General features: G+C 72.3%; 19 protein-coding genes and 1 rRNA gene. 14 read left to right on the top strand and 6 right to left on the bottom strand.

Going from position 1 to position 21,603, the window contains the following annotated elements; all coding sequences use genetic code 11:
• The first annotated feature begins 118 nt into the window (after positions 1-118).
• Positions 119-481: a metal-sensitive transcriptional regulator gene (locus ABZ714_RS02295; protein WP_358823216.1), complete on the top strand. Its 363-nt coding sequence runs from the start codon at positions 119-121 to the stop codon at positions 479-481.
• Positions 482-759: 278 nt separating this feature from the next.
• Here ABZ714_RS02295 and ABZ714_RS02300 read toward each other — a convergent pair whose 3' ends face one another.
• A complete protein-coding gene (locus ABZ714_RS02300; protein WP_358823217.1) occupies positions 760-936 on the bottom strand; it encodes a hypothetical protein in 177 nt (58 codons plus the stop codon).
• Between the two features lie 80 nt (positions 937-1,016).
• Positions 1,017-1,874 carry a hypothetical protein gene (locus ABZ714_RS02305; RefSeq protein ID WP_358823218.1) on the bottom strand — a complete coding sequence of 286 codons (858 nt, stop codon included), beginning with the start codon at positions 1,872-1,874 and terminating at the stop codon, positions 1,017-1,019.
• A gap of 289 nt (positions 1,875-2,163) precedes the next feature.
• On the opposite strand from ABZ714_RS02305, the gene ABZ714_RS02310 reads away from it, so the two are divergent.
• The 3 genes from ABZ714_RS02310 to ABZ714_RS02320 all read left to right on the top strand — a co-directional run bounded on the left by ABZ714_RS02310 (position 2,164) and on the right by ABZ714_RS02320 (position 4,835).
• Positions 2,164-2,448 carry a hypothetical protein gene (locus ABZ714_RS02310; RefSeq protein WP_358823249.1) on the top strand — a complete coding sequence of 95 codons (285 nt, stop codon included), beginning with the start codon at positions 2,164-2,166 and terminating at the stop codon, positions 2,446-2,448.
• Positions 2,449-2,586: 138 nt separating this feature from the next.
• Positions 2,587-4,206 carry an FAD-binding oxidoreductase gene (locus ABZ714_RS02315; RefSeq protein WP_358823219.1) on the top strand — a complete coding sequence of 540 codons (1,620 nt, stop codon included), beginning with the start codon at positions 2,587-2,589 and terminating at the stop codon, positions 4,204-4,206.
• A gap of 371 nt (positions 4,207-4,577) precedes the next feature.
• The gene (locus ABZ714_RS02320; RefSeq protein WP_358823220.1) at positions 4,578-4,835 is read left to right on the top strand and encodes a hypothetical protein; all 258 of its coding nucleotides are present in this window, start codon (positions 4,578-4,580) and stop codon (positions 4,833-4,835) included.
• Between the two features lie 128 nt (positions 4,836-4,963).
• Here the strand turns inward: ABZ714_RS02320 and ABZ714_RS02325 are convergent, their stop codons facing one another.
• The gene (locus ABZ714_RS02325; RefSeq protein WP_358823247.1) at positions 4,964-5,737 is read right to left on the bottom strand and encodes a phosphatase PAP2 family protein; all 774 of its coding nucleotides are present in this window, start codon (positions 5,735-5,737) and stop codon (positions 4,964-4,966) included.
• A 651-nt stretch (positions 5,738-6,388) separates the two neighbouring features.
• Positions 6,389-7,402 (bottom strand): bifunctional lytic transglycosylase/C40 family peptidase, encoded by a 1,014-nt coding sequence (locus ABZ714_RS02330; protein ID WP_358823221.1) that lies wholly within the window; start codon positions 7,400-7,402, stop codon positions 6,389-6,391.
• A 705-nt stretch (positions 7,403-8,107) separates the two neighbouring features.
• On the opposite strand from ABZ714_RS02330, the gene ABZ714_RS02335 reads away from it, so the two are divergent.
• The 6 genes from ABZ714_RS02335 to ABZ714_RS02360 all read left to right on the top strand — a co-directional run bounded on the left by ABZ714_RS02335 (position 8,108) and on the right by ABZ714_RS02360 (position 15,724).
• Positions 8,108-8,416 carry a hypothetical protein gene (locus ABZ714_RS02335; protein WP_358823248.1) on the top strand — a complete coding sequence of 103 codons (309 nt, stop codon included), beginning with the start codon at positions 8,108-8,110 and terminating at the stop codon, positions 8,414-8,416.
• 443 nt (positions 8,417-8,859) lie between these two features.
• On the top strand, positions 8,860-9,714 hold the full coding sequence (locus ABZ714_RS02340; protein WP_358823222.1) for a hypothetical protein: 855 nt from the start codon (positions 8,860-8,862) through the stop codon (positions 9,712-9,714).
• Positions 9,704-11,059, top strand: coding sequence for a hypothetical protein (locus ABZ714_RS02345; protein ID WP_358823223.1), 1,356 nt, complete (start codon positions 9,704-9,706; stop codon positions 11,057-11,059). The genes ABZ714_RS02340 and ABZ714_RS02345 overlap by 11 nt, the downstream gene beginning before the upstream one ends.
• Positions 11,056-12,609 (top strand): SCO6880 family protein, encoded by a 1,554-nt coding sequence (locus tag ABZ714_RS02350; RefSeq protein ID WP_358823224.1) that lies wholly within the window; start codon positions 11,056-11,058, stop codon positions 12,607-12,609. The genes ABZ714_RS02345 and ABZ714_RS02350 overlap by 4 nt, the downstream gene beginning before the upstream one ends.
• A 9-nt stretch (positions 12,610-12,618) precedes the next feature.
• Positions 12,619-14,058: an ATP-binding protein gene (locus tag ABZ714_RS02355; protein WP_358823225.1), complete on the top strand. Its 1,440-nt coding sequence runs from the start codon at positions 12,619-12,621 to the stop codon at positions 14,056-14,058.
• A gap of 1 nt (position 14,059) precedes the next feature.
• Positions 14,060-15,724, top strand: coding sequence for a type VI secretion protein (locus tag ABZ714_RS02360; RefSeq protein ID WP_358823226.1), 1,665 nt, complete (start codon positions 14,060-14,062; stop codon positions 15,722-15,724).
• On the opposite strand, the gene ABZ714_RS02365 is transcribed toward ABZ714_RS02360, so the two are convergent.
• A complete protein-coding gene (locus ABZ714_RS02365; protein WP_358823227.1) occupies positions 15,721-17,118 on the bottom strand; it encodes an MFS transporter in 1,398 nt (465 codons plus the stop codon). The two genes, ABZ714_RS02360 and ABZ714_RS02365, sit on opposite strands and share 4 nt — an antisense overlap.
• Positions 17,119-17,435: 317 nt before the next feature.
• Between ABZ714_RS02365 and ABZ714_RS02370 the strand changes: the two genes are divergently transcribed.
• Genes ABZ714_RS02370 through ABZ714_RS02385 form a run of 4 tightly spaced genes read left to right on the top strand, consistent with a single transcriptional unit; the run spans position 17,436 to position 21,277 of the window.
• Positions 17,436-18,464, top strand: coding sequence for an ATP-binding cassette domain-containing protein (locus ABZ714_RS02370; RefSeq protein ID WP_358823228.1), 1,029 nt, complete (start codon positions 17,436-17,438; stop codon positions 18,462-18,464).
• On the top strand, positions 18,461-19,237 hold the full coding sequence (locus tag ABZ714_RS02375) for an ABC transporter permease subunit (protein WP_358823229.1): 777 nt from the start codon (positions 18,461-18,463) through the stop codon (positions 19,235-19,237). The genes ABZ714_RS02370 and ABZ714_RS02375 overlap by 4 nt, the downstream gene beginning before the upstream one ends.
• Before the next feature lie 25 nt (positions 19,238-19,262).
• Positions 19,263-20,606, top strand: coding sequence for a sensor histidine kinase (locus tag ABZ714_RS02380; protein ID WP_358823230.1), 1,344 nt, complete (start codon positions 19,263-19,265; stop codon positions 20,604-20,606).
• Entirely contained in the window at positions 20,603-21,277 is a 675-nt protein-coding gene (locus tag ABZ714_RS02385; protein ID WP_358823231.1) for a response regulator transcription factor, read from the top strand. The genes ABZ714_RS02380 and ABZ714_RS02385 overlap by 4 nt, the downstream gene beginning before the upstream one ends.
• 84 nt (positions 21,278-21,361) lie before the next feature.
• On the opposite strand, the gene rrf is transcribed toward ABZ714_RS02385, so the two are convergent.
• A 5S ribosomal RNA gene (gene rrf / locus ABZ714_RS02390) occupies positions 21,362-21,478 on the bottom strand.
• Positions 21,479-21,603 lie beyond the last annotated feature (125 nt).

The following is a 21,603-nucleotide window of genomic DNA, read 5'->3' on the forward strand; positions in this document are numbered from 1 at the left end:
CGGCCCAGCCGGTACCATATACCCATGAGGGGTATACGAACCCCGTACTGAAGAACGTTTCCGCCCACAGCAGTACGCGCGGTATCACTCCGCGTGTCCACGACCACGGGAGGTCCCGATGACGACCACCGACGCGGCCGGCCCCCCGGTCACCGCGCCCTCAGCCCTCGACGTGCCGGTCACCGACCACGACCACGGCATTCACGGCTACCACAAGGACAAGGACGAGCACCTCAAGCGGCTGCGCCGGATCGAGGGCCAGGTCCGCGGCCTTCAGCGGATGGTCGACGAGGACGTCTACTGCATCGACATACTCACCCAGGTCTCCGCGTCGACGAAGGCCCTCCAGTCCTTCGCGCTCCAGCTGCTGGAGGAGCATCTGCGGCACTGTGTCGCCGACGCGGCCGTCAAGGGCGGAGCCGAGATCGACGCGAAGGTCGAGGAGGCCACGAAGGCCATCGCCCGGATGATGCGTACCTGACGTTCGCGGTCGGTCCCGGAGGCGATCAGGGCCTGCCGGGACCCCGTCGTACGGACGCCGGTGGGCGGGAACATCGAGAGATGCCCCGCCCACCGGCGTCTTCGTACTCTGTCGCACTCCGCTGTGCTCCGCCGTACGCCCTCGTACGGTCGCCATGCGCCTGTCAGCTGACGGCGGCCGGGCCGGATGCCGTAGGTCGTCCGACTGCCATCCGTATCGGTCCGCGCCGGTCCGTGTCGGTCGCTCCCGGGCGGCCTCGTCGCCGCCGGGTCCTGGGGTCAGTCCTGCCGCGCGAGCGCCGAGCGCTCCGCCGCGACCTTCAGCACCTCGTCGATCCGGGCCGGGCTCAGCCGTTCCCCGTCCGCGGCGGACGCCGCGATGATCAACTCACCACACAGTTCGATCTCGGCGAGGGCCACGTGGTCCTGGACCAACGTCGTACTGGGCGGAGCCACGTGCGTTCACCTCTTCCTCCGGTGTCGACTTCCTAGCGTAGGCAGTGCTCCACGGACCGCGCATGGCACGTCCGGACCATTTAGCTCCTGATCCTTCCGGCGTAGATATCGCCCGGATCGGGCAGCCGGACCGTCACCGGCACGCCGAAGTCGTAGAGCGTCGTGGTCGAGGTCACGGCCACGGTGGTGGTGCCATTGCTGAAGCTGAAACGGTGGCGCACCTTCCGCAACCGCCCCTCGTCGTCCACATACGCGTCGAACGGCACGGTCACCGTGGTGAACCCTTTCGCCGCCGCCGTGAGCGCCCCCCGGGCGTGCGGGCGGGCGATCCGGGCCGCCCGGGCGATGTCGGCGGTCCCCCGGAAGTGGCGCAGCTCGGTGCCCTCGATCCGCTCGCGCCCCAGGAAGGCGACCTCGCGCGCCCCCCGCAGCAGTTCGGCCGCCGCGAGGGGGTCGGTCGCGCCGCCGGTGACCAGATTGCCGTCCTCCAGGGTCGTGGTGTCGACCCGGACCCACTTGTCCGCGGGCACCCCGGCGCCCCGGTTCTTCATATAGAGGGCCCCGGGAGTGAGCAGTTCGGTCACCGGAAGGTGTTCTTCCGCACCGGCGGGGTCCCGGGGCAGTACCACCGTCAGCCGCCCGGTCCTGCGCCGGAAGTCATAGCCGCCCTCGCCCCGGATGGTCACCCGGGTCCCGCCCGCCGCGGTCTCCATCGCCGTCCTGGTCCGGGCGCTGCCCGCGCCCAGCAGACCGTCGGCGGCCGCCGTCAGCACCGGATCCCCGGCACCGGGCCGTTCGTCGGCGACGGGCTGCACCTGCGGCCCGGCCGCCCCGCCCTGATCGGCGCGGCCCGCGCAGCCGGTGACCGCGATCGCCCCCAGAACGACGGCGGAGACGGCGACCGCCCCGCCCCTGTGTCCGTGCCGCTGCACCACCATGCTCCGCTCAACCCCCAACACCGGACCCGCCGTCCGGCCACGAGAGACCTCCACCCGCTCCCCATAACGACCACACGGACCCTCCGTCACGCGCCCCCGTGCCCCGCCACGCCCACCCCCGGGGGCGCGTCGGAGCGTTCCCGCACCCGGCGGTAGCGCCCCGCGCGCCGGTAGGGCTCGCAGGGCCCGCCTCCGCGAAGGCCCGGGGCGTGCCGGGGGTCTCCCGACCGCCCGAGGACCGGGCGCCCGGGAGAGGCCTCCGGACCCGGGGACCAGTACCGTGGGTGCCGTGCCCCCGCAAGCCCCCACGGACCACGGTCCCGCGCCCGCGCACCACCACCCCCACCACGACACCACCACGGTCGAACGCGGCTCGTTCGCCCTCGCCCGCTGCGTCTGCGGCTGGTACGGGGCCGCCCGGCGATCCCGCGACCGGGCCCGTACCGACGCCGCGGAGCATCTGACGGCCCCGCGTCCGGCCCCGTCGCACCCGGCCGCCGCGCCGGAGACCGCGCCTCTGCAGAGCCGCGCACGCCCCCGGCCGGGCGCCCCCGGGCGCGCCGCCGGGAGATGAGACGTACCGCCTCGGGGTACGTATCCCCGAGTACATGTCCCTGAGTACGGATCACCGGGTACGGACCACCGGACGATCCGGCGATCAGCCGCCCGCCGCCCCGCGTGCCCGGCGGCACCCCGAAGGGCGGGAGGCCCCATGGACCGGCGCGCGCTGCTCGCCTCGGCGGCGGCCGTCCTCGCCGCGACCGCCGGGTGCGCCCCGAGCGGAGGCGACGGTTCCGCCGCCCCTTCCCGTTCCTCTTCCCCTTCCGTGCCGCCGCCCCGCAGCCCCGCGCCCACGGCCGTCCGGTCCGGACCGGCCCACGGCGGGCGGCCCGGCCGCGCGCCCCGCTGGCGGGCTCTCGGCGAGGGGCTGGACGGACGGCTGGTCCTCCCCGGCGACGCCGACTACGCCACCGCCCGCCAGCTCTACAACACCCGCTTCGACCGGCTGCGGCCCGCCGCCGTGGCCTACGCGGAGGGGGTCGAGGACATCCGGGAGTGTCTGCGGTTCGCCCGCGACCACGGGGTCCGGGTCGCGATCCGCGGCGGCGGCCACTCCTACGCGGGCTGGTCCTCCGGCGACGGGCGGCTGATCATCGACGTCTCGCCGCTGGACACCGTCGCCCCGGACGGCCGGGACGCCGTCGACGTCGGCGCCGGGGCCCGGCTGATCGGCCTCTACCGGACCCTGGACCGGTCGGGCCGTACCGTCCCGGCCGGTTCCTGCGCCTCGGTCGGGGTGGCCGGGCTCGCCCTCGGCGGCGGACATGGTGTCACTTCCCGGGCGTACGGACTGACCTGCGACAACCTCACCGCCGCCACGATCGTCACCGCGGACGGCGCCGTACGGGAGGTCGACGCCCGCCGGGAGCCCGAACTCTTCCGGGCCCTGCGCGGCGCGGGGAACGGGAACTTCGGCGTGGTGACCGGGCTGCGGTTCCGTACCCGTCCCGCGCCCGAGGTGGTCACCGGCTATCTCTCCTGGCCGTGGGCGCGCGCGGCAGCCGTGCTGGCGGCCTGGCAGCGCTGGGCGCCGGAGCTGCCGGACGAGATATGGTCCGGCTGCCATCTGGGCGCGGCCCCGGGCGGGTCCGGGGGTGTCGAGCCCACGCTCTCCGTCTCCGTGCTCTCCCTCGGTACCGAGGGAGAGCTGCGGAACGCCGTCGACCGGCTGGCCGACACGGCGGGCGCGTCCGCTTCCGGCGTCTTCCTGCGGCCCAGGACCCATCTCGACGCCATGCTCGGCTACGCGGGCTGCGCGACCCTCGGCGACGAGCAGTGCGCCCTGCCCGGCGCCACCCCCGGCCGCAGCCGGGCGGGCGCCCTGCCCCGGGAGACGTACGCCGCCGCGTCCGACTTCTACGACCGCGTACTGCCGGGGCCCGGGGTCCGGGCGCTGATCACGGCGGCCGAGGCGTTCACCCGGCTCCCCCGGGGCCGGGGCGAGGCGGCGGTCCAGCTGACGGCGCTGGGCGGCGCGGTGAACCGGGTGGACCCGCGCGCCACCGCGTTCGTACACCGCCGGTCGCGGGTCCTGGCCCAGTACACGGCGGCCTGGGCGCCGGGGACGGCGGGCCGCGCCGAACAGGAGTGGCTGCGCCGGACCCGTACGGCACTGCGGCCGTGGGCGTCGGGGGCGGCGTACCAGAACTACACCGATCCCCGGCTGACGGACTGGCGCCGGGCCTACTACGGCCGGTCGGCGGGCGAGCTGGCCCGGCTGAAGTCCCGGTACGACCCGGACCGCGTCTTCGACTTCCCCCAGGCCCTGTAGTCCGGGGCGGCGGGCCGACGGTCGGGGCCCGGGGGGCCGGGGCGGCGGGCCGACGGTCGGGGCCCGGGGGGCCGGGGCGGCGGACGCACGGCCGCCCGGCCCGTCGCTCGAACGGGTGTACCCGGATGGCGGGGCGCGGGCGGTGCGGGTGTGCTGGGAACAAGGGGTGGCGCAGCCGTCCTCGGCGGACGGCCCCTCACCCCGTGGTCGTACGCCGCGCCGTCGTAGTCGTCACCCGGATCCGTCCTCGATCCGCCCTCTGTACGGGTCCGACAGCCGTCCGAGTCCGTACGCCCCATCCCGTACGCCCCGCTCCGTACGAACGCCGCCCGGATCGTCGCCGGGACCGACGCCGACCTAAGGACCCCGCCATGCCCGGATCCCCGGCCCCGGCCGCCTCCGCCGCCCGAATAGCCGCCGTTACCGTCGTCACCGCCGTCACCGCGTTGGCCGTGGCGCTGCCGGTGAGTACGGCCGCCGCGGCTCCCGGTACGTCCTCGCAGGTGGCCGCCAAGCCGGACGGCCCGATCGAGAGCTCCCTGTCGGTGGGCGCGACGGGCATAGCCGTGGCGGCGGGCACCGTCTTCATCGTCCGCCGCCACCAGCGCCGCCAGCGCGGCCGACGCTGACTCCCGGTCCCGTCCCGTACCGTCCGGGCCCCGGGCAGCCGAAGGGCCCGGAGCCGTACCGCTGTCGCGGCGGGCTCCGGGCCCTTCGTCGTACTCGCGTCCGGCCCGCGTGGGGCGTCAGGGGCCGGTCAGGCCGCCAGGCCCTTCTCGCCCGCGCCGTCGCCCCGGGGCTCCGGGATGCCCAGCGGCTCGGCCCGGCCCGGTCCCGCGTTCTTGGAGCGCACCAGCCAGACACCCTTCGAGGATCCGGCGATCGCCCTGGTGACCGGGGTGAGCAGAAGCTGGGCGAGGGGCGCGAGCAGCAGGGTGACCGCCGTACCGAGAGCGAAGCCGCCGATCACGTCGGTGGGGTAGTGCACGCCCATATAGATCCGGAGGAAGCCCTCCGCGAAGGCGAGGCCGAGGGCCGCCCAGCCGAGCTTGCGGTGGGCGAGGAAGATACCGACGGCGATCGCCATCGCCATCGTCGAGTGGTCGCTGACGAACGAGAAGTCCGTCTTGCCCTCGACCAGGACTTCGAGCGACTTGTCATGGACGAACGGACGCGGTCGTTCCACGAAGCCGCGGATCGGGATGTTGATCACCAGCGCGACGGCCGCCGACAGGGGCGCCCACATCAGGGCCGTGAACCCGTTGACGGAGTCCTCCATCGTGCCGGGCCGGCTCCGCGCGGACCACCAGGCCCAGAGGCCCACCACGACGAGGCCGAGCATGATGCCGTACTCGCCGACGAAGCCCATGACCCGGTCGAGCCACGGCGGTGCCGCCTTCGCCAGACCGTTGATGTCGTGGAGCAGGCCGACGTCGAGGCCCGCGGACCCTCCCGACTCCGCCAGGGAGACCGTCCCCGCCGAACCCGTCTCCGACTCCGCCGGGGATACCCCTGTGGCGAGTCCAGCCATCTCCTGCTGCCCCTTGCCTTCCATACGGCCCTCTTGATAAAGGCCCTCGATTGCCCTGTCGTCGACGGTGGCGCGCCCTCGCACGGCGCCCGCCGTCAGCACCCCCGTGCTGTCTGCTCCCGTGACCGGCCGTACGGCCCGTCGCACCGGCCGACCGTCGAGCGGCCGGCGGCCCGGGAAGTCCTCGTACGGCCGCTCACCGCCCGGCCGACCGGAACACCGACCGCCCGGACTGTCCGGACCACCATGATCTCCGCGATCTCGGCGAGTTCCGCCCGTTCGACAACCGACGCCCACGGGCCGGGTGCCGGTTCCGGCGGGCCCGGACAGGCGTCGTAGCCGCTCCGTCCAGGGAACGGCCCGTCGAAGGTGTACGTTCCAACCTCCACCGAACGATCACCATGACGTTATCGAAGAGATACCCGTCATCCCAGCTCAGCGGGGAGCCCCCGGGGTCCGGCCGGACCCCTTCGGATGCCTTTCGGCCAGCGGCCCGCAGGACCCGCTCCGTCTTCGGGCCCCGCCCCCGCACCGGATGCCGCCGCCCCGCCGGACTCCCCGCCGGAGCGCGCCGACGGCGGGCCGGTGGTGGACCCGGCGCGAAGCGGAGTGGCGGAACCGGCGCGGACGGTCGGCGTCCGGGTCCGGCTGTCAGGCGGACGGCGGATGCGTCGGCAGCGATTTCGCGCCATCCTCGGTGACTCTGGTCGCGCCGAAGTAATCCGGGGTGTCGATCTTGTCGAACCGGATCACGGCACCCGGTCTGGGGGCGTTGATCATGTATCCGCCTCCGACGTAGATCCCCACGTGCCGGATGGCCCGAGAGTTGGTCAGGTCGTCCGAGAAGAAGACCAGGTCACCGGGGAGCAGCTCGTCCCTGGGGGGATGCGGACCGGCGTTGTACTGGTCGTTCGCCACCCGGGGCAGTTCGATGCGTACGGTGCGGTACGCGGCCTGGGTCAGCCCCGAACAGTCGAACCGGCCGCCGTGCTCGGGCGTGCCGTTGCCGCCCCAGAGGTACTTCTTGCCGAGCTGCTGCTGGGCGAAGTTGATCGCCCCGGCGGCCTGCCGGGAGGGATCCACCCGTCCGACGGGCCGGGCGAAGCTCTTCTCCAGGGTGCGGATGATCCGGACGTAGTTCTGGGTCTCCTTGTACGGCGGGACGCCGCCGTACCGGATGACCGCGTAGGCGCCCGCGTTGTAGGCGGCGAGCATATTGCTCGTCGGATCCCCGGGGACCTTCTTCACATATCCGGCGATCTTGCAGTCGTAGGTCGCGGCGGAGGGGATCGCGTCCGCCGGATCCCAGACGTCCCGGTCGCCGTCGCCGTCGCCGTCGATACCGTGCGCGGCCCAGGTGCCGGGGATGAACTGGGCGATGCCCTGCGCCGCCGCGTGGCTCTGGGCCCGGGGGTTCCACCCGGACTCCTGGTAGAGCTGGGCGGCGAGCAGCGCCGGGTTGATCGCCGGACAGAGATTGCCCCAGCGCTGGACGAGCGACTGGTACCGGGCGGGTACGGCCCCCTTGGCCAGGGCCACCGCCCCTCCGGAACCCCCCACTCCGGTCGTTCCTGCGGCGAGCGAGTACGTACCGACGACGAGCAGCGCGAGAAAGGCCAGACACCCCCCGACGGAGACGCCCGCGACCAGCCACGCCTTACGCACCGTCAACCGCCTTTCACGCGACCGGAGTCCACGAACGCCAGTGTAGGCGGGTGACACGCGGTTCAGGAGGTGGACGGAGGCGCGCGCCTTCGCACAGCGGTTCGCGCCCCTGCGCCCGCCGGGTCCCGGCCCCGGTCACCGCCCGCCCGGGTCGCCCGCGCGGACGGGCCTTCTCCCTCCCTGCGCTCCCCGTGCGCCCTGTTCCGGCCGTGGTACGGGGGTGACCATGGCGGCACCGCCGGGCGGACGCGCCGGGCGGACCGCCCGCCTCCGACCCGGCTGCTCCCGACCACGAACGAACCGGCCGTTCCGGCCACCCGCCCGTTCCATCCGCCCGACCCTCCGTCAGCGCACCGCAGGCACGCCCCGAGCACGCCCCAGGCACCCCACCGGGACCCCGTCGTCACACCACGACCACCCCCCGGCCCGCCCGAAACGTGAGGAGCGCCCCAAAGGTGGATCAACGACAGTCATTGCCCGGAGTCACGCCCCGTGATACATAGAGTGACGATACGGGCTCCACTCAGTGATCGCGAACCCCTTCGCCGCAGGTCAGAGGGGCAATGATCGGTCATACGTGCGGAGATCGGGTAAAGAGACCCGCCAAGTCGGCATACTCGGGCGGTTTCATCAGCGAAGATAGAGCGATGGCCCATGCCGAGGGGCACGGGCGGCGAACAACCCGACATGGGCGGTGAGTTACAGATGATCCTGGCAGCTGAAAAGGGCGACATCAACACCATCATCGGCGGCATCGCGCCGAACTGGGGCCCGTTCGGGAGCCTGGGGAACGAGGCCCGGGTGATGATCGAAGTGGTGATGGCGATCGCGATCCTCATCTGCCTCGGCATCGCGATCTGGGGTGCGGCCAAACAGCGCATCGGAGCGACGGCGCTCCGGGACACCTTCAGCGCCGAGCAGGGCAAGGGCCTGATCGTCGCCGGACTGACCGGCGTCTTCATCATCGGGTCACTGGGGACGGTCTTCACCATCGTGTACGGGATGGCCGTCTGACCCGACCTCGTCCCCGGACCCGACCCGCTCCCTATCCTTTGAGTCTCCTATCCGATTTGTCCGCGATACCGACCTCGATACAGATACAGATACAGAGCCCGTACCCGGCCGGGTACGCGTACCCGTACCCGCGTCCCTCAGCACCCAGCCCGTGACCCAGCCGACCCGAGAGTCCGGACCACCCTCAGAGGTTGCGACCCCCCGATGTCCCCGATGTTCTCGACGACTCCGACTCCCCCGACGACCTCGCACCCCGCGACGTCCCCGAACCCTCTGACGGAGGGTCACCGCCCGGCCGCGCCGTACGGCGCCGGACGGCGCGGCGCCGTACCCGTCGCGGGACGCACGGAGGAGACCCGGGCCGCGAGGCGCGCGGGCCGGGCCGGGACAGAGGGGCGGCAGCCCCGTCACAGGCCCCGGGGGACCCGGGGGAAGGCCGCGCGATGAACCCGCCCGACGACCACGGCTACCGCTCCGGCGGCGCCCCCGACGACCCGTACGGCGGCACCGGCCAGACCCGCACCCGGCTGCCCGGCGCCCTCGACGACGACCTCCACGGCCCCGCCCGCCGCCCGGTCCGGCCCTCCCGCTCCGTGATCACCGTCGTCGGTGTCGTGGTGCTCCTCATCGCCGCGATCGCCTTCGCCAACCAGGGCGGCGACGACGACCAGAACGCCCCCGGCGGCACCAACGACGGCCGGGGCACCTCCCCGACCGCCCCGACCGGCGTCCGCCCCGTCCAGGGCAAGACGGACGGCATCCCCACCGGCTACTCCCGCGACGCCCAGGGGGCCCAGAGCGCCGCCGCGAACTACACGGTGGCCCTGGGCTCCGACGGCATGTACGAGAAGGACCGCCGGGACCTGATCGTCAACACGGTCTACGCCACCGATGTCGCCGCGGCCCGGCGAAGCGACCTCGACAAGGCGTACTCCGGCAAGGAACTGCTCTCCGGTATCGGCCTCGACCCCGACGGTACGGTCCCCGACGGCCTCACCTTCGTCACCCGCCACAACCCCATGGGCGCCAAGGTCGAGAGCTTCGGCAAGAACGAGGCCAGGGTCTCCGTCTGGTACTCCGCCCTGTTCGGGCTCGCCGGGGAGAACTCCAGGAACCCGGTCACCGAGAGCTGGTACACCAGCACCCTCCAGCTCCGCTGGGCCGACGGCGACTGGAAGATCGTGAACCACACCCAGAAGGACGGCCCCGTGCCGGTCGGCCGCGACCAGATGGCATCGGGCTCCAAGGAGATGGCGGACGCCGTCCAGCAGTTCGGAGGGTTCACCTATGCCCGCTAACAGCCCCGCAGGCCGACGCCGCGGCACGGCGTTCCGGGCGCTGCCCGCCGCGGCCGGGATCGCCGCCGCACTGACCGCCCTCCAGACCTCGGCAGTCCTGCTGGCATCCCCCGCCGCGGCCGAGCCGACGCCCGCCCCGAGCCCCAGCCGCACCGGCAATCCGGAGTGCGCGATGCTCAGCGGGCCCTCCAAGACCCGGTGCGAGGGCGGCGAGGGCTCCGCCGGCACCACCAACTCCCCCGGCGATGTCGTCGACTCCCCGCTCACCATCCTCGCCCGCGGCTGCGCCGAAGCCGCCGCCTGGACCGTCGACACCCTCGCCAAGGCCGTGAAGTCCACCGCCGAGGTCGACTTCACCAACTCCACCTTCCTCTCCCAGTACGCCGTCGTCTTCGCCGCCGCCACCGTCCTCACCCTGATCATCTGGCTGCTGGCCGTCGCCAAGCGCGCCATCCGCGGCGTACCGCTGCTCACCGCGATCTCCGAGGCGATCGGCTTCCTCTGGCTCACCGTCCTCGCCTCCGCCTTCACCCCGCTGATCCTCTACACCCTGGTCTCCGCGACCGACGGGATCTCCGAGGTCATCGCGGGCGGCACCAAGGACGAGACCGACCAGTTCTTCGGCGCCTTCTCGGAAGCCCTGAAGAAGGGCAACGACATCGGCGGCGGCCCGATCATGCTGATCGTGGTCTCGATGGTGACGATCATCGCCGCCGGAGTGCTCTATCTGGAGCTGTTCATCCGGGCCGTACTGCTCTACGTCGGCGCCCTCCTCGGCGTCGTCGTCTACTCCGGGCTCGTCGACAAGAACATGTGGGGCCACGTCCGCCGCTGGGCCGGAATGATGATCGCGATCATCCTGGTCAAACCGGTGATCCTGATCGTCCTCGGACTCGCCGGAGCCCTCGCGGGCGACGACGGCCCGGACTCCTTCTCCGCCGTCGTCTCCGGCCTCGCCATCGTCATCCTGGCGATCGTCGCCTCCGCGATGATCTACCGCTTCGTCCCCGGCTTCGGCGACGAGATCGCCGCCGCCCGCAACAACCGCATCCAGGGCGGAGTCGAGAACCGGGCCGCCGCGGTGATCAGCTCCCCCGCCGCCCTGGTCTCCCAGGGCATCAAGACCCACAGCACCCGCTCCGCCCCCGGCGGCGAAGGCGGTGGCGGAGCCGCCGCGGCCCGCCCCGCCAACCCCGTCGGCGGCGGAGTCGCCGCCCACGCGAGCCGCCCCTCCGGCGGCGGCACGGGCGGAGCCGCCGCGCCCCCGCCCCGTAGCGCCGCACCGAGCACCAACACCCCGCACAGCAACCGCAAAAGCACAGGCACAGGAGGTGGAGGGCGTTGACCACCCAGTCCCATCCCATCGCGCCCCGCCGCACGTATCTCATCGGCCGGGCCCGGCCGAACGCGATCATCGGCAAGAACCGCGAGACCGGCGAAATCGCCCTGATCATCGCCGGTGCGTTCCTCGGCATGATGAGCGGACTGCTGGTCCCCTATCTCGTACCCCGGATCGTGCTGCTGGCGGGCTTTCCGATGATCGCGCTCGCCGCCGTCTACCTGCCGTACAAAGGCCGCACGTTCTACCGCTGGTTCGAGATCAACCGCAGCTTCAAGCGGAACCTGCGCGGCAACACGCTCTACCGCTCCGCCGCCCAGGAAGCCGGAACCCGGCTCGACGGCCGCGAGATCGAGATCGGCCCGCCGCCCGGCATCGGCCGGATCAGCTGGCTCTCCGCCCCCTTCGGCCCCGACGAGATCGCCGTGCTCCTCCACGCCGACCGGCGGACCGTCACCGCCGCCATCGAGATCGAGGGCCCCGGCGTCGGACTGCGGGACAGCGAGGACCAGGAAGCCCTCGTCGACCGCTTCGGCACCCTGCTGAAGCACGTCGCCAACGGCGACGGCTTCGTCACCCGCATCCAGATGCTCGCCCGCACCCTGCCCGCCGACCCCGACGCCCACGCCAAGGACGTCGCCCAGCGCGGCGACGAACGCGCCCCCGACTGGCTCCGCGACTCCTACGACCAGCTCCAGTCGATGGTCTCCACCTCCAGCGAGCAGCACCGGGCCTATCTCGTCGCCTGTATGCACTACACCCGCGAACTCGCTTCCGAGGCGCACGCCATGGCCCGGGCCGCCCGCCACACCGGCAAGGGCCGCAAGCTCGACAAGGACGCCGGACTCGCCGTCGTCATGGCCCGGGAGCTGACCGATATCTGCGCCCGGCTCGCCGAGGCCGACATCCGGGTCCGCCAACCCCTCGGCCAGGGCAGGCTGGCGTCCCTGGTGCACTCCATGTACGACCCCGACCACCCCATCGACCACATCCAGGCCATGACCAAGCGGAACGCCTGGCCCGCCGAGCTGGACGCCGTGGAGCCCACCTATCTCCAGGCCAAGACCCGCGAGTCCGCCACCCGCGCCCCCTGGTGCCATGCCACCGCGTGGGTGAAGGAGTGGCCGATGACCCCGGTCGGCGTCAACTTCCTCGCCCCTCTCCTCGTCCACACCCCGGACGTGATCCGTACCGTCGCCGTCACCATGGATCTCGAACCCACCGAGGTCGCCATCGAGCGGATGCTCACCGAGAAGACCAACGACGAGGCCGACGCCAGCCGCGCCGCCAAGATGAACCGGACCGTCGACCCCCGTGATATCGCCGCCCACGGCCGGCTCGACCAGCGGGGTGAAGATCTCGCCTCCGGCGCGGCAGGGGTGAACCTCGTCGGGTACATCACGGTGTCGTCCCGCTCGCCCGAGGCCCTGGCCCGGGACAAGCGGACCATCCGGGCGTCGGCCGGCAAGTCGTATCTGAAGCTGGAGTGGTGCGACCGCGAGCACCACCGGGCCTTTGTGAACACGCTGCCGTTCGCGACCGGCATCCGCCGTTAGGGGCCACTTGTGCGAGATCCGCTGTCCGCCGTCACCGAGGCGTTCACCTCCTTCGTCATCGGCAAGGTCGAGACCACCCGGCTGCCGGTCCGTACCTCCACGGGACAGGCACAGGCCGTCTACCTGCCCACCGCCGCGCCCGGCCTCGGCGACTCCGGCGTGATCATCGGGCGGGAGGTCTACAGCGGCAAGGGCTATATCTACGACCCCTTCCAGCTGTACGGGCAGCAGCTCCCCGCACCCCACTGGCTGGTCCTCGGCGAGTCCGGCAACGGCAAGTCGGCACTGGAGAAGACCTACGTCCTGCGGCAGCTCCGGTTCCGCGACCGCCAGGTCGTCGTCCTCGACGCCCAGGGCGAGGACGGCGTCGGCGAATGGAACCTCGTCGCCGAACAGCTCGGCATCACCCCCATCCGGCTCGACCCGATGACGGCGCTCGACGGCGGGATCCGGCTCAACCCGCTGGACCCGTCGATCACCTCCACCGGCCAGCTCGCCCTGCTGCGCACCATCATCGAGGTGGCGATGGGCCACGGCCTGGACGAACGCTCCGGCTTCGCCCTCAAGGTCGCCCACGCCTATGTCAACGAGACCATCACCGACCGCCAGCCCGTCCTCACCGACATCGTGGAGCAGCTCCGCCACCCCGAGGCCGAGTCCGCGGAGTCGATGAACGTCGACATAGACGACGTACGGGCCTGGGGCCTCGATGTCGCCCTCGTCCTCGACCGGCTCGTCGACGGCGATCTGCGCGGCATGTTCGACGGCCCCACGACCGTCGGGATCGACCTCGACGCCCCGTTGATCGTCTTCGACCTCTCGCATATCGACCGCAACTCCATCGCCATGCCGATCCTGATGGCGATCGTCGGCGTCTGGCTGGAGCACACCTGGATCCGCCCCGACCGGAAGAAGCGCATCTTCCTGGTCGAAGAGGCGTGGCACATCATCAACAGCCCCTTCGTGGCCCAGCTCTTCCAGCGGCTGCTGAAGTTCGGCCGACGGCTCGGACTCTCCTTCGTCGCCGTCGTCCACCATCTCTCCGACGTCGTGGACGGCGCGGCGGCCAAGGAGGCCGCCGCGATCCTCAAGATGGCCTCCACCAGGACGATCTACGCCCAGAAGGCCGACGAGGCCCGTGCCACCGGCCGGGTCCTCGGGCTGCCCCGCTGGGCCGTCGAGATCATCCCCACTCTGACCCCCGGTATCGCGGTCTGGGACGTCAACGGCAACGTACAGGTCGTCAAACACCTGGTCACCGAGGCCGAACGACCCCTCGTATTCACGGACCGGGCGATGACGGAGTCGTCCCGTCCGCTTCCGGAGGAGATCGAGGCCGCGGAGTGGGAGGCGGAGCAGCGGGCGGCGCTGATGGAACGACAGCGCCGGCGATACGACGACACCACCGCGAACACTTCGGACACGTCGTCCGAATCGACGGTCGCCTGACGTGCGGTACGAGCACGACCGCCACCAGCGCCCGGGCCCCGGCAACGGCCGGCGCGCGGGTGGCGGCGGCGTCCCCGACGGTCTGATCGTCGGGGTGATCGGACTCGGCGTCACGGCCCTGTTCCTGGTCTGGTCCGCCACCGGGCTCGCCGGACTGCTCGCCCACGGCTCCTGGCCCACCGGTGTCACCTTCACCAACACTCCTCCCGCACTGCGGTCCCTGATCGGCGCCCCGGGCGAACTGCCCGCGGCCTGGCCCGGCACCCCGCCGGGCGAACTCTCCGGCTACGGCCTCTTCTGGGGCCTCGCCATCGGCCAGTTGATGCTGCTCGCCGTGCTGACGGTCTTCGTGGTCGGCACCCTCGCCCGCTGGAAGGCGGTACGCCAGGACCGGCGGGCGGCCGACGAGCGACGGCCCACCCGGCACGACCGGTACGACCGGTACGTAACCGACGAGGCCCACCACGACCCGGACCCCGCGGCGTACGAAGCCCATCGGGAGCCGTACCGCGACCCGTACGGCAAGCGGCCCGGCCCCGCCGTACCTCCACGGAACCGACCGGAGCCGACCCCCGCCCCGCCTCCCTCAACGGCACCGACCGCGCCCCCGGAGCCCGTACCGCCCCGGTACGCCGAAGCGGCCCCGCCGCCTCCGGCCACGGCGTCAGTGGCCCCGCACCAGGACCAGGACCCGCACCCCGAGGCCGTCCCGGCGCCCGCGGTCCCGGCCCCCCGGGACGCCACCACCCCCCGGGTCTTCTTCGGCACTCCCTCGGCCCGCCGCCCCGCCGCCGTCAAGGCGGTACGGGAGGCCGAGGGCCCCCTGCTCGTCGTCACCTCCGATCCCGTGGTCTGGAGCGAGACCAAGGACGCCCGGGCCAAACTCGGCCCCGTCCTCGTCTACGACCCCGGCCATCTCTGCGACACCCCGGCCCGGCTCCACTGGAACCCGGCCGCGCACTGCGAGGACGCGACAACCGCCCAGGCCAGGGCCACCGCCCTGCTGGCCCCGGTCCGGCCGCACGCCCGGATCGACGCCGCCATGGCCGACACCGCCGAAACGCTGCTCCGCTGCTGGCTGCACGCCGCCGCCGTGGACGGCCGCCCCTTCAAGCAGGTCCACCGCTGGGCGCAGGGCATCAACACCCAGGAGTCCGTACGCGTCCTCCGCACCCACACCAAGGCCACCGCCGGACTCGCGGGACTGCTGGAGGCGGCCCTCACCGCCCACCCCGAGCGCCGGGAGATCGCCCAGCAACTGGTCGCCCGGGCGCTGGCGTCGCTCTCCTCCATCCATATCCGTGAGGCGTGCACCCCCAATCGAACCGACGCGCTCACCCTGGAATCATTTATCGCCGAGGGGGGAACCCTCTATCTGGTGGGCGAGGCCATCGAGGACCCCAAGGCCCACCCAGGAGCGATGCCTCTGCTGACGGCACTGGCGTCAGACGTGGTCGAGCACGGCCGCCGCATGGCCGCACGGTCATCCGCCGGCCGGCTCGACCCACCACTCGCCCTCGTCCTCGACGACGCGGCGGCCGTCGCCCCGCTCCCCCAGGTCCCGGCCCTCCTCACCGGCGGCCCCTCCGTCGGCCTGCCGGTCTTCGTCCTCCTCCGCTCCCCGGAACAGGCCCGCGCCCGCTGGCAGGACCCTCTTCCTCACTAGACCGTGTCCGACAAGTCCCGTCTGACCTGCGGTTCCTGGTCCTCCTTCGCGGAGACGGCGGCGGTCGCTCCGGATCCGGAGCCCCCGGCGACCGTGGCCTCCACCCGCCGCAGTCCGCGTACGGCCGGGATGGCCAGCAGCAACGCGGCGACGATCAGGGCCGTGGCAGCGGCCCCGTACAGCAGCGGTACGGCCCCCACGACGAGGGCGAGCGGCCCGGCCGCCGCCTGCCCGACCGGCTTCATCACCAGCGATCCGGCCGCGTCATAGGCATGTACCCGCCCGAGCACGTCCTGCGGGACATGGGTCTGCACGCTCGTATGGAACATGACGACCCAGAACGCCATGCCCACCCCGCTCACCGCGTAACAGACCGCGACAAGCGGCGCGGAGAGGCCGAGCGCGATACTCAGCGGCATGGCCACCCAGAGAATCATGGAGATGGCACCGGCCCGGAGCGGATACCGGGGGCGAAGCCTCATCGCGATCAGCCCGCCCAGTACGCTGCCCGCGCCGAGAGACGACATGACCAGACCGAACACCGAAGCACTGTGCTCGGTGACGAGCTCACTGTTGCCGAGCGTCGTGGTCGGGCCCGCACCGGCCAGCTGCCAGAGCATGAAGACGACAATGACACTCCACAGCCAGGTCCTGGCCCGGAACTCCCGCCATCCCTCGACCAGATCGGACCGGAACGTCGACCCACCGGACCTTTCACCCGGCCCCATGGGGACCGAACGGAGCCGCAGCAGACAGAGACCGCTGGCCGCGTAAGTCAGAGCGTCGACCCCGACCACCACCGCCGGTGAGGAGACCACCAGCAGGAGACCGGCCACGGACGGCCCGATGACCACGGTGACGGACTCCGATATTCGCAGGGTGGCATTGGCCTTCTGCACGTCCCGGGCTATCAGCGGAGTGATACTGGCGACTCCCGGCTGGAAGAGCGCGCTCCCCGCCCCGATCAGGGTCAGCAGCGCCAGGATCTGCCACAACGGCGGCGTCCCCAGCAGGAACAGCAGCGCCAGGACCCCCTGGGAACACAGCCGGGCCACATCGGAGACGACCATCAGCCGTCGGGCGCCGAACCGGTCGGACATCACCCCACCGAAAATGATCAGCGCCGCGAAGGGTGCCACGAGCGCCGCGAGCGCGTAACCCACCCCGCTGGCCCCGTGCCCCGCCTCCAGCACGGCCGCCGTGATCGCCACGGGGAGCATCGCGTCCCCCAGCAACGAGGCCGTCCGGGCACCGAAGAAGAGCCGGAAGTCCGATGTCCACAGCGCCGGACCCGACGAAACCCCCTTCGCCCCCGGGCCACGACCCCTATCCGCGCCGGACACCCCGACCGCCTCCCGTTCGCCGCCGTTTTCTCTCCCCGGGGACGCTCCCATGTCTCGACCACCCCCGGTCGGCACGGTCCTGGCCGAGTAAGTCCCCGGCGCACCGCACCACTTCATCGCCCCGTACAGACCTCATCGCATACGTCATGACCTCGATCTTCCAAGGCTCCCGGCCAACGCACCACCCCCTGTGGACAACTCCCCGGCCGCCCGGAAATCCCGGGATCCCGGGCCCCGGCGCCCCCGCCCCGCAGGCCCCGCCCCCGAGAACCACCACCGGCCGCGTAGTACCGGGGTGCTACGCCCCCGCCCCGACCACCCACCCCGGTCGGACGATCCGCCGCTCCCCGCCCGACAGCATCGACGACATGATCGAAGCCCACGGACTCACCAAGGTGTACGGCGGCCGAACCCGCCCCGAAAAGCGCCCCGGCGAACGACCCGGAACCCGCCCCGGAAGCGACCCCGGCACCCGCCGCGGCAGGAGCGGCAAAGGCGGCGGGCCCAAGACCGTCGTCGACGACCTCAGCTTCACCGTCAGGCCCGGTGCCGTCACCGGCTTCCTCGGCCCCAACGGCGCGGGCAAGTCCACCACCATGCGCATGCTCCTCGGCCTCGACACCCCGACCAGCGGCCGGTCCACCGTCGGCGGCCGGGCCTACGCCGCCCACGACGCCCCGCTCACCGAAGTCGGCGCCCTCCTCGAAGCCCGCTCGCTCCACCCCGGCCGCAGCGCCCGCAACCACCTCACGGCCCTCGCCCACACCCATGGCATCCCCCGCTCCCGGGTCGGCCACGTCCTCGCCCTCACCGGCCTCGCCGATGTCGCCGACCGCCGGGTCAAGGGCTTCAGCCTCGGCATGGGCCAGCGCCTCGGCATCGCCGCCGCCCTGCTCGGCGACCCGGCGGCCGTCGTCCTCGACGAACCCGCCAACGGCCTCGACCCCGAAGGGGTCCTGTGGATCCGCACCCTCCTGAAGTCCCTGGCCGCCGAGGGCCGTACCGTCTTCGTCTCCTCCCACCTGATGAGCGAGATGGCGCTGACCGCCGACCATCTGGTGATCATCGGCCGGGGCCGGCTCCTCGCCGACACCACCGTCGCCGACTTCGTCCGGGCGGCGGGCGCCGACTCCGTCAAGGTCGTCACACCCGAGGCCACGGCCCTCGCGGAGGCCCTGGCGGGCCCCGGCATCCGGCTCTCCTCCGAGGCCCCCGGCACGCTCACCGTCCGCGGCGCCGACAGCCGCCGGATCGGCCGTACGGCGGCCTCCCTCTCGATCCCGCTGTACGAACTCACCCCCGTCACCGCCTCCCTGGAGCAGGCGTTCATGGACCTCACCCACAGCTCCGTCGAGTACCAGGCCACCGCGCCCGCCCCGGAAGGAACCCCCGCATGAGCAGCCCGGCCCACCGGCTCACCCCCGCCCGGACGCTGCGCGCCGAATGGCACAAGCTGTGGACGGTCCGCTCCACCTGGATCACCCTGCTGACCGCCGTCGCCTTCACCGTCGGCCTCGGCCTCGCCATCGGCGCGACCTACGAGGACGGCGGCGGGGACGCCGATATGGACGTCCTCGTCCTCTCCCTGATCGGCTTCCAGTTCGCCCAGGTCGCGCTCGCCGTCCTCGGCATCCTCGTCACCGCCGGGGAGTACTCGACCGGAATGATCCGCTCCACCATGACGGCCGTCCCCCGCAGAACACCGGTCCTGTGGTCCAAGGCCGCGGTCTTCGGCACGGTCGTCCTGGCCGTCACCCTGGTCACGACCTTCGCCACCTTCCTCCTCACCCAGCTCTTCTACGGCGACACCGACCAGGCCGCGTCCCTCGGTGACCCCGGCATCCTGCGCGGCCTCCTCGGCAGCGCCGCCGGACTGACCCTGCTGGCCCTGATCGCTCTCGGTACGGGCGCCCTGGTCCGCTCGGTCCCCGGCGCCATCGGCGGCTTCGTCACCCTGGTCCTGATCGTTCCGCAGACCCTGCTCGCCCTGCCGTACGACACCGCCAGGGACGCCGTCGACTACTTCCCGGCCGAGGCGTTCGCGGCCCTCAACACCGCCGCACCGCTGGCCGACGGTGCCTCACCCGGCGCGGGGCTGCTCGCCCTGGTCCTGTGGACGGCGGGCATCCTGCTCGCGGCGGCGGCCCGGCTGAAACGGCGTGACGTATGAGCCCGAGCCGTACGAGGATGACCGGGTGACCTCGGAACAGCGGACGTCCGCACGGACCGGCCGGGACCCCGACGCGAAGGCGTCGCCACGGGTCCCGGCCCCCGCCGACCCGCCACCCACCGGACCGTCGCGTACCGGGCCGCATCCCGTCAGCGACCGGCTCACCCGGGCCGCCCGCCGCGTCCGCGCCGCCGACGTCCGCCGCCCCTGGGTCTGGGACGGCACCCTCACCGGGCTCTGGGCCGGGGCCGCCCTGATCGATGTCGGAAGCGGCGGCTGGCAGCGCATCCCCGGCAATGTCGACACCGTCCCGATCTGGCTGGTACTCGCCATGTCGCTCGGTCTCACCCTGCCGTTGGCGATCCGCCGCCGCCATCCGCTGCGGGCCCTGCTGCTGATGCTGCCGTTCCTCTTCCTCAACGCGTGGACCGGCGCCCGTCTCCAGGCCGGGCTGCTCCAGATGATCGTCGTCTACGGCATCGCGCTCCGTCTCCCGCTCCGCACCCTCACCGGGGTCCTCTGCCTGGTCTCCGCGCCCGTGGCACTGGACGCCACCCGGCATCCCGTCGGCAGCTGGGACCAGACGTTCGTCCCGACGTTCTACTTCTTCGTCCTGGTCGCCCTCCTCGGCTTCGCCGTCCGCTCCCGCCAGGAGTACACCGCGTCCCTCGTCGAACGCGCCCGCCGGCTGGAAGTCGAACACGACCAGCAGATCCGGCTCGCCGCCGCCGCCGAACGCACCCGGATCGCCCGGGAGATGCACGACATCATCGGCCACAACCTCTCCGTCATCACCGGCCTCGCGGACGGCGGCCGGTACGCGGCGGCCAAATCCCCCGAGCGGGCCGCCCAGGCCCTCGGCGCCATCTCCGACACCAGCCGTACGGCACTGGCCGAACTCCGCCGCCTCCTCGATGTCCTACGCGACGACTCGCCCGGCACCCCGGCGGGCGACCGCGCCCCGCAGCCCGCCCTCGCCGACCTCGACGACCTGGTCACCGGCGTCCGGGCCGCCGGCCTGCCGGTACGCCTCACCACGGACGGCCCGGCGAGCTCCCTGCCCGCGGGCCGACAGCTCACGGTCTACCGCGTGGTCCAGGAAGCGCTCACCAACACCCTGAAACACACTCCGCCGGGCACCACGGCATCTGTCGCCCTCGCCCGGACACCGCGGGACCTGACGGTGACCGTCACCGACACGGGCCCCGCCGGCCCGTCCGCTCCCGCCGCCGAGGGCCGGGGTATCACGGGCATGCGCGAACGCGCCGCCCTCTACGACGGCACCCTCGAATCCGGCCCCCTCCCCGGGGGCGGCTGGCAGGTCCGGCTCCGTCTCCCCGTCCCCACCGCCGAGGAAGCCCTCCGATGACGACCGTCCTGATCACCGACGACCAGCCCATGCAGCGCTTCGGCTTCCGGATGCTGCTGGAGAGCCAGGACGACATGACGGTCGTCGGCGAGGCCGCGAACGGCACGGAGGCGGTACGTCTCACCGCCGAGCTGCACCCCGATGTGGTCCTGATGGACATCCGCATGCCCGGTCTCGACGGCATCGAGGCCACCCGCCGCATCGTCGCCACCGGCGACCGCACCCGGGTCCTGATCCTCACCACCTTCGATCTGGACGAGTACGCGTACGACGCACTGCGCGCGGGCGCCTCGGGTTTCCTCGTGAAGGACGCCTATCCGGAGGAGTTGCTGGCCGGAATTCGCGCGGTCGCCTCGGGCGATGCCGTGGTGGCCCCCAGTCTGACCCGCCGGCTTCTCGACACCTTCGCCCACCGGCTGCCGACGTCGGCAGCCGCGACGGGATCGAACCCGGCCGACGACCACCGAATCGCGGCGCTCACGGAACGGGAACGGGAAATCCTCACCGTCGTCGCCCAGGGCTGGACCAATACCGAGATCTCGGCCCGGCTCCATCTCGCGGAGTCGACGGTGAAGACCCATATCTCCCGCATCCTGGCGAAGACGGGCGCCCGCGACCGGGTCCAGGCGGTCATCCTCGCCTATGACATCAAGCTGGTCAGCCCGCAGTAGGCGGCCGGGCCGGAAATGCAGAAAGGGCCCTGGCCCCGAGACATTACTGTCTCCAGGGGCCAGAGCCCTCACTGACTAAAGATTGTTCGGCGGCGTCCTACTCTCCCACAGGGTCCCCCCTGCAGTACCATCGGCGCTGAAAGGCTTAGCTTCCGGGTTCGGAATGTAACCGGGCGTTTCCCTAACGCAATAACCACCGAAACACTATGAAACAAACAAACCTGCCGGACAGGTCGTTGCCTCAGAACTAACACAGTGGACGCGAGCATCAATGGACAAGCCCTCGGCCTATTAGTACCGGTCACCTCCACCAGTTACCTGGCTTC

Source organism: Streptomyces sp. NPDC006798 (assembly GCF_040635975.1).
Lineage (GTDB): Bacteria > Actinomycetota > Actinomycetes > Streptomycetales > Streptomycetaceae > Streptomyces.

Excerpts from the sequence above, each read along its gene's own strand:
- ABZ714_RS02295 (WP_358823216.1), top strand. The coding sequence starts at position 119 with ATGACGACCACCGACGCGGCCGGCCCCCCGGTCACCGCGCCCTCAGCC.
- ABZ714_RS02335 (WP_358823248.1), top strand. The coding sequence starts at position 8,108 with ATGATCCTGGCAGCTGAAAAGGGCGACATCAACACCATCATCGGCGGC.
- ABZ714_RS02315 (WP_358823219.1), top strand. The coding sequence starts at position 2,587 with ATGGACCGGCGCGCGCTGCTCGCCTCGGCGGCGGCCGTCCTCGCCGCG.
- ABZ714_RS02340 (WP_358823222.1), top strand. The coding sequence starts at position 8,860 with ATGAACCCGCCCGACGACCACGGCTACCGCTCCGGCGGCGCCCCCGAC.
- ABZ714_RS02325 (WP_358823247.1), bottom strand. The coding sequence starts at position 5,737 with ATGGCTGGACTCGCCACAGGGGTATCCCCGGCGGAGTCGGAGACGGGT.
- ABZ714_RS02305 (WP_358823218.1), bottom strand. The coding sequence starts at position 1,874 with ATGGTGGTGCAGCGGCACGGACACAGGGGCGGGGCGGTCGCCGTCTCC.
- ABZ714_RS02365 (WP_358823227.1), bottom strand. The coding sequence starts at position 17,118 with ATGGGAGCGTCCCCGGGGAGAGAAAACGGCGGCGAACGGGAGGCGGTC.
- ABZ714_RS02375 (WP_358823229.1), top strand. The coding sequence starts at position 18,461 with ATGAGCAGCCCGGCCCACCGGCTCACCCCCGCCCGGACGCTGCGCGCC.
- ABZ714_RS02370 (WP_358823228.1), top strand. The coding sequence starts at position 17,436 with ATGATCGAAGCCCACGGACTCACCAAGGTGTACGGCGGCCGAACCCGC.
- ABZ714_RS02345 (WP_358823223.1), top strand. The coding sequence starts at position 9,704 with ATGCCCGCTAACAGCCCCGCAGGCCGACGCCGCGGCACGGCGTTCCGG.
- ABZ714_RS02320 (WP_358823220.1), top strand. The coding sequence starts at position 4,578 with ATGCCCGGATCCCCGGCCCCGGCCGCCTCCGCCGCCCGAATAGCCGCC.
- ABZ714_RS02385 (WP_358823231.1), top strand. The coding sequence starts at position 20,603 with ATGACGACCGTCCTGATCACCGACGACCAGCCCATGCAGCGCTTCGGC.